Genomic DNA, 9,848 nt, shown 5'->3' on the forward strand with positions numbered 1-9,848 from the left:
GTACGTCCGCGGGGCCTTGCTGAGCTTCGCGACGTTCTGCGATCCAGGCGGCAATGTCCTCTGCCAGATCGCGACGCAGCGGCAACTCGGCCCGCTGGTGGTTCTTTGCGTTCGCGGCATCCAGTACCAAGTAGGGCGCGGCCATGTCTAAGACTACCGAACCGATCGTGAGCGAGCCCAATTCGCCACGTCGGAGCCCCGTGAGCACCAAGGTTTTGTAGATCAGCGCCCGCTGGCGGCCGAGACATTCGAGTTCCGCAAGTTGCTCTGGTTTGTCGGTCAGCTTGGTCCGTGCCCGTTCGACGCAATCGTCCAGCGTGGCTAAGGTCAGCGGCGCAAGCTTCCACGATTTGCGCCCCTTCGGATTGTCGGCCGGCACTGATTTGCGGCCCCGCTCGGCCAATGGTCGCCAACGTGCAGCGTAAAGCAGGCGAGCGAGTTCGTTGGTCGTGAGCGAGCGCCGCTGCCGGCGTATATCGGTGGCTTCGTTGAGCTTGCCTATTCGCTTCGTGGGGTCACTGGTCAGGCGGCCGGACGAAACGCACCAGCGGCAGAAACCGCGGACCGCTTGCAGGTAGCTGTTGCGGGTGCGAGGGGAACTGCCTTGGTCCGTGAGTCGCGTCAGCCACCGTTCGAGCGGTTCGCCGGTGACATCACGGAGTCTAGTGAATCCACATTCGTCGAATGCTCGCCCGACAAGCCGTTCGCAGTCGGCAATGTGCTTGGCCGATCGTCCCTTGGCTCGCAGGTGGCCGAGGTAGTCGACCAGCACCACAGTTAGCTCGGTGTGCTGGTGGTCCATCGCCGCGTCGTCGTCGGCCGATACGAGGTTGCCGCGCACCCGCTCGGCCCGCTTTAGCAGATCGTTCAGCACCGCCTGGGCGGCCGTTTTGTCGCGGCAACCGGTGGCGACTTGCTGCAGAATACCTTGCCCATCGCGATACTCGGCCATGTACCTGGCCGACTCCAGGCGGATTCTTGGCTGATCGTTCGCATCCCGCGCTACGGGGGCCGTACGAGGCCTACCCCGCTTGGGTGTCCAACGGGCGAACTCTTGCCCCTTGCGGGTGAACAGTTCGGCGCCCTCGGGGAGCGGTTTGGTGTAGGTTTGTTTGTAGATTCTGGCCAACGTTAGCCCTCCAATGAACAGATTATTGTTGCTTTTTAAGAGTTTCGTTTGATGCCACCGGACAGGTTCCTGACCTGAGATTGCAGGATTCCTAGACTTGCCTAGGCGGCGCGCCGGACTTCTCGCCAAAACGTTCTCCTACGCTGCTGTATTTGATTCCTCACGCCCCAATCCAATCCCTTTGTAATAGGTCCCGTTCGACCGTCGAGAGGTCACATCCGGGAGTGTTTTAAGTCGCTTGCCAAAGTAGCGGTTGTCTAGGTAGGATTCCCCATTGTTCTCGCACCAAGACTTGTAAGCATCGAATAGCGCGGATCCGAGAGTCTCTAACTGTGGTTCCAAGATACAGCCTTCCTCTATGAACCGGCGGAAGCTGTCCATGTCATTCTTATACTCTTTCGTAGCGACTAGCACCGATTGCGGTGGATTTAGACCGACTTCTTTTTTGTACATTTTATACCCTTCAACCATCCACTGCAGGATTGCCGGATACTCAGATTCGAGCTTACTTGCCAGCTCTTTGTCTTGCTCCTCTTCGGGAATTGTGACCGTGAATGGAACAAGGAGCAATCTTCGCCAGATGCCATAATCCGTTCCGCGGACAACCGGCCGATGATTGGTTACCATCAAACAAGTGTGACTGGGCTCAAACTCCCAAAAGTCCTGTCGCATCCTCCTAGCTCGTATCGTATCGCCACCCGTTAATTCCTTGATTTGGGCCTCGTCAATACGCTGTCCCTCATCGGTTTCGGAGATGATGGCCAAACGAGAGCCGCATAAGTCGGCGAGCTCTGTCGGATGTCTTTCGTTCTTGCGAGCAATCCCAAATCCATGAGGTGCCTTCACACAATAGTCGCCCATGATGTGCCTGATAGTTTCGACAATAACCGTCTTTCCATTGGCGCCATCTCCGTGAAATATCGGCAGTATTTGCTCCCGTACTTCGCCAGACAACATGACTCCGCAAAGCCGCTGAAGGAAACTGATCAATTCCCTGTCATTGTTGAAAATCCGCGCCAATGTCCGCTTCCATAGAGGGCATTCTGCATGATCGGTCGGATATTCGAGTCCGGTGGATTGAGTGATCAGATAACCTGGGTCGTGCCGAAGCAATCTCCGGGTTTCGAGGTCAACCACACCATTCTTGCAGTTCAGTAGCAGCGGATGCTGATCCAGTACACGATGGCTAATGGAAACTAGCTCTTGCGTCGCCGCTAAGTCCACCATGGCGCTTAGCCTCGCTCGAGACTGGCTCGTTTTTGCCCACTTCTTAAGTGAGGTGCGACGAGTTTCGTCGGTGGCATTGCGAACCTCGTCGGAAATGCTCATGGCTGTTGCTTGCGCCAGTCGATGAACCTCTCCGGTTTCGTCGCGTTTCCATCGTGTCCCATCCCAGATCAACCAAATATTCCGAGTGGCCACATAGCGAATAACGTTACCAGACCGAGCCACGAGGCGCTCGGCATTGCCCAGATCAGTTGCCTCGTACTCTTCATTGTAGCGGCCAACACTCTTGACGATCTTGAGTACTTCCGCCTCATCCAGGGGTGGCCTGCATTCCGATTCGTTGATCGAAAGAAGATGACTCTCGATCTCTTGGGCACTTGACCCTTGGCGGCACATTTGCCCGGCAATACTCGTCAGACGGTTGTTTCGCTCACCTTCAAGTATACTATTTCCGCGAACAGTTGGCTCACTTTGCCCGGTTGACACTTCGGAAAGCTCATTGAGCAACCATTCAGGTGGGAGTGGAAGACTAGCGGCAGGGACGTCGAGCGGTTGTATCCACTTATACTGACCCGTGTCACTACTAGAGGGCGGAACAACAACGTATCCACCGTTAGCGCGAACATCTACATTCTTGGCAAGTTTTCTTACTGAGTTGCGAAAGGAGAGACCTTCCGGCTGGCGGAAGATATGGTGTCTTCCTCCTGATTGAGTCTCGGCATAGGGGGCAGCTGATAGTTCCAGCTTCTTCTCTGGATCAATAGGCCAAGGGTTGTTTGCCCCGTCGATATCGATAACCAGAAGCCCCTCCGTGGACAGGCCAATATTGTAGTGCGGATCATCACTCCACCAGGCCTCGATCTGATCCGTGTCGCACGTGGCGTCTTTGTGGCCGTGTTTGCATGCCGGTTGCTTGCTTAAACAACGCAGTGGAAAAACTTTGTAGCCAAGTTCGGCATATTCTATTGCGGCCGCAAGTTCGTCTTTGTTCACCGCGCTGTTGTGGGGTTTTGGTTTCTCTGAACTCATAACCTTCTCTCTTTGTTAAATCAATTTGTAATAAGTATTCTGGTAGCATACGTCTATGGCGTCGCCGACCCTAAGCGCCGCACATCATTGTGTGCACAGAAGTTGTCGCAACAGAGTTGGAAAGCCATCAATGCTGGAACTAGGCTTCCCATTCAATGCGGCGAATGGTCTGCGGAACTACGGCAAGAAAGCCATTGCTCCTTGGATTCGCAACGACGCTTACAAACATGTCTACTGGTAATCGACCTAGATCAGAATGCAGGTCAATTCCGAGTTTCTTTAGTACTCTGCTAGATATCTCCACATCGGATTTCGATCCGAATCGAAGTATGGCTATGAGCCGTTTGTCCGACAGCGTTCCTTCGACCACCTCCAATCCCAATTGGTAGTCAGGTCGCCCAGAACTGCCTCCAGCCGGTTTTAAGTACATTACTCGGCAAGTTAAATGTTTCCGTTGTTTGCTATTACGTTTGTAGCGTTGTTTGCGCTTCGTTGGCTTGCTCTTTTTCATTTAGCCCGCCCTCCCCATTGTTGGTGGATCGGACAACCCCCAGTTATCCATTTTTCAACGTCGTTCTTGCGCCATCGACTTAGTACTCCGATCTTCACTGGCGCGGGCATCGCGCCACGGTCGGCAAGTCGACGCAGAGTCGAACAAGAGCATCCGCACAACTCTGCCAACTGCGTGATATCAAGGAGTTGGAGGCACGAAAGATCAACTTCTTTCGCTTGGGACATAGGAAGCCCCTTTCATAGTCACTCTGCGCATGGCCTTGCGTGGCAATTGCAGAGGCAATTCTGGTGGACCGCGCATCCAGCGCACACCAAAAATCTATTACGATTCCATCACATTCCGACCTAGATGGCCGGTCTTTTCCGTAGAAAGCGACTACCCAAGTAGACTTGGGCAACCACTGTGAGCTGAAACTTGGTCCAGAATCCATTGATCGGGTGGAACCCGAGTCATATACGACCGTGTTCAGCGGATACAGATCCTACCACACATGCACGCAGCCGAAGAGAAAAATCGCGACGGTTTTTCATAAAAAGATGAAATTGGTATTGCGTCCGTGCCGCAACTACGCTAGTGCACTCAGCTTGTTCAGGAGGCTTGGACTTGAAGGCACTTGTGGCGGCCAGCGATTGTGCTGTTGTGTAAACCACGCGGGTGGGGAGGGATGATTGACAATTCTTCTAATCATCATTTGGACATTACGGACATGAGTTCTGTATTCCCCGCAAATCTCTCAGCGCATTTTAGACTAATACGAATTCAACCTCCAAGTTGTCCAATCTGTCCACGACTATCCTTCATAATCTGCCACAGCAGCCTTAGTCTGATGAGCGATGGCAGCTCCTGATGGCTACTGAGAATTGGTGAATAGGTCTTCGAGTCTGACTTGTGAGTTTTTAATCTAAGTACGTGTTTTAAAAATGACCCACAACCTGCTCCAAGTACTGAAATGGCCACATTTCGACGCTAGCACTGGGCAAAATCAGGGTGTTTTATTGCTTGAAGGGGCATAGGCGTGAATTTCAAAACACGTTCTAAGAACTCCTGCGCAGATTAGAAGCTTCTTGACTGCCCGAATCTCGCGGGTAGAAGAGTCTGAGAAATACCCGTAATGAAAATGCGCGCCAGGCGAAGGGCGCGAATCTGAACTTCCCCGGATTCAGATTTGTCAGGATGGTCCCTGCAGATCGATCGTATAAGAGCAGCTGCCTAGCGGCGTGTGCCAAATAGGGTGCATTGTCTGTTGCGCATGAAAAACTCGGTGAAAATTGCGATTATTAGAGCTGAAAAGCCATGCCATAAAGTGTATACTCTTATTGTCTTACACGTGGACGCACCGAGGCAGTTCCCATGAAGTCGAAGAAACGAGTAAAGTCGGCCGCGAAAGTCGCGGTCTATGTTCGCGTCTCTACTACTTCGCAGAAGGCTGCCAGTCAGCGCGCTGAGATCGAACGCTGGATGGCCTCTCAGAGGCTCTCAGACGCCGTCTGGTACGTCGATAGCAAGTCGGGCACTGATCTTAGGCGCCCAGAGTTCGAGCGATTGCAGACGGCCGTGTTTGCCGGAAAGGTCAAGACAGTAGTCGTCTATAAACTCGATCGCATCTCACGTTCGCTGGTTGATGGTATCAACACACTCGTTGATTGGTGTCAGCGAGGAATTCGCGTTGTAAGCGTAACCCAGCAGCTGGACTTCAATGGCGCAGCTGGGCAACTCATTGCATCGGTGCTATTCGCCGTTGCGGAGATGGAACAAGAGATGCGAAGGGAGCGGCAATCTGCCGGTATCGCTGCTGCAAAGGCGAGAGGAGTCTACAAAGGCCGGCAATCAGGCACCACGAAGGCCAAGCCCGACCGCGCATTGGAGCTGCGAAAGATGGGATTGAAGGACCAGGAAATCGCCACCGCGTTGGGGGTCTCGCGGCGGACGGTGCAACGCTACTTGCGCTCCGTAGAGTAGTGACTTTCGATTAATCCAGTCGGGACTGCGCATCACGCGCGATGAGCGGGTATGTAGTGAGGCATGTGCCATCACCATGTCGTGGCGAAACCTGGGCACCGGGATTCGTGACAAAGGACGCACTAGTAACTATCCACTGATGCGATAACAAGGTGGTGTATGGCTCCTTCTTTGTAAATGAGTGATAGCGCGATAGGTACTCTAGAGCATCAGATTGGTTGATTGCACGTCCTTTCAAGCATGCGTGCTAGCTGCACGTCCTTTGCTTCGACCGATCAGTGGGCTGGCTTTACGGAAGGCTACCGAGTTGATCTGTGTTGTAGATTCACCAGATGTATTCATTTGGGCGTCACATGATGATTCGAGTCAAAGATGTCCTTATATTAGTTCTTTAAGATGCAGGAAACGACATGCAAGCAAGCGGTTGCGTGCGGTTCCTAGGGCCGATCGGCCAGTTTGCCGACCAGATCTTGTATTGAAGTCGAGGAGTCAACAATGATTGTCGCAGATCACTTATTAAGAGTGAGCATAGTGCAGCCTGAAGACGTTTAACGTGGCGAAAACAAGACCGACATTAAGGCTTGCCAATGACGACTCTGCTCTCGATCGGGATAGTTCTGAGGTGGACTGAGGGCCGAGAAACATCCAGGCCTTCTTGCACAAGTATCAGTTGGCTCGGTTGCTTATTGATGCTCGCGATAGCGATTGGGCTCCCGACAGCGTGGTCGATGCACTACGCGAAGCCATTAGAGATTCTCATTTCAAGCGGGTGAGGATGACAGCGATGATCTAAGAGCGGTTAGAACGGTTGCTTACCAAATTGCATAATCTGGTTTCACTTTCGAAGAGGGAGTCGGTGGGCCATTGATCTGAACCAGAACAGTGGCGACACTGGATCTTGGCCGTGAGTTTGCCCACGTCAACCCTGGGGGCGCAGTCGATCAGTTTGCTCGCTGTGGTAAGCAGCTCGTCTGCTGTAAATTGATGCAAGAGCCATGCTTCGTCCCCTACGGACTCGTGTGCCTCATTCCATCGGCTGCCAAGGAAAGGTCATGCAGCATTCCGCAGTGTCAGGTGTGTTCAACTGCTGCGCCACCAGCTGCCCATGTCGGAAAAGGGTCGTCTGTCTGCAGGGTTATAGAGCAAGTAGACTGACTATTCATCCCTTGGTCGGGGAGGAGTCTTTGTGAGCATCCATTCTCGCGGATCTCAACACTGGGCGGCGTTATTCGAGTCAAAGTTTTAGAGTTGCCGCCAGGGCATCCAGACTCAATGATCCGAGCGAAGTCAGGTGGTCACTCAGCCGATCTCTCAGCTGCTGAGGTCGTTCTCACTCATCGTTCCACACAAGTCATCAACTAAAAAAAGCGAACTAGCCAGGTCCGAAAGTCTGCCAAGCGGTGGACAGGTCGTAAACACGCTGCAGTCCGAACCATAACGTTTGCGGCCCTGGGCGCGTCGATTGGCGGAGGACATAACCGCCTAGCGAAGCGATCATGCGGATCATCTCATTCAATGGGGGTGGGGTAGATGGCGGATCGGCTTTGCGGACCGTCATACATACCGATTTCCATTCGCTCGGTTCAAAGATCAGCTCACAGCTCAAGTCTGGACACTCGCTCCCCAATCGCGACAGATACATCACCTTCCAGGCGATGATCGCGTAGACTGCCAAACAGTTGAGCATTCGCTCCACCGTCTCCAACTGCCGCTCTTCGATCCGACAGCCACTCTTCAACGTTCGGAAAAAGATTTCGATTTGCCAACGAATGGCGTAGTAAGCGACGATTCGTCGGACTTGCTGAACCTCGTCGATGGGAAGTGTCGTTGCCAGCAGCCATTGGATCGGTGTAGCACCGTTCGGGGGATTGGGTTCTTCGGCAAGGACGACGTTCAGCGTGATGTCAGACAGATTGCGGTGACGGCCTGGTCGATAAGGATGGCGCACCGTCACTGTAGTGGCTCGAACCTCTAGTTCTGCCAGGCGTGCCTCGCGAGTTTCGTGGCGTTTGCGTTTATCCGTGGACAGTTTCGCAATGCGAGCACCGACGTTCACGCTACATTGATACAGACACTTCGTAGCGCGAGCTGCTTCAAACCATGTCATCTCCGTGTCCACAGTGATTCGCTTCTTGCAGGCACGCACTAACAGATGCACCTCGCCACGGGAAGTACCGCGTGGTTCGCAGAACAGTTCGTAAACGTCGGCGTCACTATCGGCAATGCAGACGCAAGTCGTCTGGGGACAAGTGTCGGCAACTTCGCGGGCTGCCCTCAGGCCTTCGATCCACCGGTAGGTCTCCTTTCCTTCGATGGGTGTCTCGCGGATCCAGCGTCCTTTGTCATTCACAGTCATTTTCTTGATCTTGCTCCGAGTCCAGCTCTTCTGCCAGACGATGCCGAGGGGCAAGCCGTGCTCAGTGAAGGCCACCATCGGGTGGAAGAAAGCACCCAGGCGAGTGTGGTATTCCAGCGGTCCTGCGCCGCGGACCTGCTGCTTCGGTCGGGTCAAGTCGAGATCGGTTGTATCCTGGACCAACAAGGCAACATCGGTCTGAGAAACTCTTTCCCGGGTGGCCTCGATATGCGGCCGGAGGATTCTTTCGGGGGAAACCTTATCGTTGTCGAAGAAACGATACGCGGCTTCCATTTCCGCTCGACCGCAGGTAGCGGCGGGCACGCTCATGTTAGGCTTCGCGCCGAGCGATTCAATGACTTTGACCAGCCGTTTCGTCAACCGTTGGTCGCCGAGCACGGCACCGCGAACTTCGTCTCGTAGCGAAACGGACATCGGGAACCTCCATGGAAGAAGCGAAGAGAAGTAAACATGCTTCTCACCACAGTCCCTCGAAAATGACAAGCTAACAAATCGTTCGCAACGAATCAGATCCAGGCAAGGTCGATAGCAACACTATCACCAGAAGCTGCCATAGCAGTGCTTGCGAGACTTATGTGGAACGATGAGTCGTTCTCACCGCCCGCAGTTAGCGGAGAAGCGAAAGTGCTGGTGTTGGTCCATCCGCTGTCATTCTGAAAGATCGCAAATTGCAGGAGGGTGGCTAGAATGTATGCCGTACCACCAGTCCCACTCCATTCAATGATATGCCAATAAAGCTAATCAACGCGATTCCACTCTGGATAATAACAGCTCTGATATTGGCTTCTTTCTTCCGAACGCGATTACGTGCCCGCAAGACTGCTGATTCCGTAATTCAAACTTATGGTGATTGCCAAATTGGAGAAGACCTCTTGATGTTTGAGTACAAGCCGCGTGTTGGCGGCAGGCAACACATCGCCGTCGATCCACAACAGCAACAGGTTTCTTTTGGGCGCTGCTTTTACCCAAGTGGCTTTTGGGTATTAGGTGTTAGTGGTTTTGTCGCGTGTTCTTTCGATGATATCCTTGAAGTTCATCGGTACCCCGACCTTGAAGGAGGGTGGATCACGCAGGTCCTTACAACGCTAGGCAAGGCACAGTTGTCATTACCCGCCAAAGACGATGCCAGATTCCGTCCGCTCCGCGAAACGCTGACGGCGATAGCCGAATCGACCCCCAACGCAGCGGTTCACGAGCGGCCCGGTTTGATTTTCGCTGCCTCGTTGTGCCTTGCAGCTGGAATCATCGCCGCGATTATTTTGCTTACGTAAATACCCTACCAGGACCACGAGCTGCGTCCTGCAGTGAGATTTATTTACTACAAGTTACTGCGTGGGAACCAAGACCTGGAACATTACGAACGTCTGGCACCGCAAGCATGGATGAGCCGTTTGGTGCAGGATGCATCGAGGAGTTGTTTAACAAGAGCCGACAGGCACCACCTTCTCGACCGGCAGAACCAACAAGCTAGATCAAGCTCTGATCTTCAAGCTGCATGAGTGCTGTGAATTCACACTGCCCGCAATTTGGAGTCGTTTTAATTTGCTGAGAATGCATCGACCGCTGGCTCGAAGGAGCTTTTCCAAGGCGCGGAGGTGTCAAATTTCGGACAA

6 protein-coding genes are annotated in these 9,848 nt (G+C 53.3%); 2 read left to right on the forward strand and 4 right to left on the reverse strand.

From position 1 onward, the window contains the following. The 3 genes from NG895_RS19930 to NG895_RS30940 form a co-directional block, all read right to left on the reverse strand. Positions 1-1,129 (reverse strand): tyrosine-type recombinase/integrase (locus NG895_RS19930; protein ID WP_252854290.1); only part of this gene is annotated, 1,129 nt, incomplete at its 3' end. A gap of 138 nt (positions 1,130-1,267) precedes the next feature. Next, on the reverse strand, positions 1,268-3,385 hold the full coding sequence (locus NG895_RS19935; protein ID WP_252854291.1) for a phage/plasmid primase, P4 family: 2,118 nt from the start codon (positions 3,383-3,385) through the stop codon (positions 1,268-1,270). Between the two features lie 507 nt (positions 3,386-3,892). Next, a complete protein-coding gene (locus tag NG895_RS30940; RefSeq protein WP_425267243.1) occupies positions 3,893-4,123 on the reverse strand; it encodes a helix-turn-helix transcriptional regulator in 231 nt (76 codons plus the stop codon). A gap of 1,126 nt (positions 4,124-5,249) precedes the next feature. Here NG895_RS30940 and NG895_RS19940 point away from each other — a divergent pair. Next, positions 5,250-5,858, forward strand: a complete 609-nt coding sequence (locus tag NG895_RS19940; RefSeq protein ID WP_252854292.1) for a recombinase family protein — start codon at positions 5,250-5,252, stop codon at positions 5,856-5,858. A 1,372-nt stretch (positions 5,859-7,230) separates the two neighbouring features. Here NG895_RS19940 and NG895_RS19945 read toward each other — a convergent pair. After that, positions 7,231-8,649: an IS4 family transposase gene (locus NG895_RS19945; RefSeq protein WP_252854293.1), complete on the reverse strand. Its 1,419-nt coding sequence runs from the start codon at positions 8,647-8,649 to the stop codon at positions 7,231-7,233. Positions 8,650-8,960: 311 nt separating this feature from the next. On the opposite strand from NG895_RS19945, the gene NG895_RS19950 reads away from it, so the two are divergent. Beyond that, complete coding sequence (locus NG895_RS19950) at positions 8,961-9,506, forward strand: hypothetical protein (RefSeq protein WP_252854294.1); 546 nt, start codon at positions 8,961-8,963, stop codon at positions 9,504-9,506. The last annotated feature ends 342 nt before the right edge of the window (positions 9,507-9,848 follow it).

Source organism: Aeoliella straminimaris, from assembly GCF_024054565.1.
Classification (GTDB): Bacteria; Planctomycetota; Planctomycetia; order Pirellulales; family Lacipirellulaceae; genus Aeoliella; species Aeoliella straminimaris.

Excerpts from the sequence above, each read along its gene's own strand:
- NG895_RS19935 (WP_252854291.1), bottom strand. The coding sequence starts at position 3,385 with ATGAGTTCAGAGAAACCAAAACCCCACAACAGCGCGGTGAACAAAGAC.
- NG895_RS30940 (WP_425267243.1), bottom strand. The coding sequence starts at position 4,123 with ATGTCCCAAGCGAAAGAAGTTGATCTTTCGTGCCTCCAACTCCTTGAT.
- NG895_RS19940 (WP_252854292.1), top strand. The coding sequence starts at position 5,250 with ATGAAGTCGAAGAAACGAGTAAAGTCGGCCGCGAAAGTCGCGGTCTAT.
- NG895_RS19945 (WP_252854293.1), bottom strand. The coding sequence starts at position 8,649 with ATGTCCGTTTCGCTACGAGACGAAGTTCGCGGTGCCGTGCTCGGCGAC.
- NG895_RS19950 (WP_252854294.1), top strand. The coding sequence starts at position 8,961 with ATGCCAATAAAGCTAATCAACGCGATTCCACTCTGGATAATAACAGCT.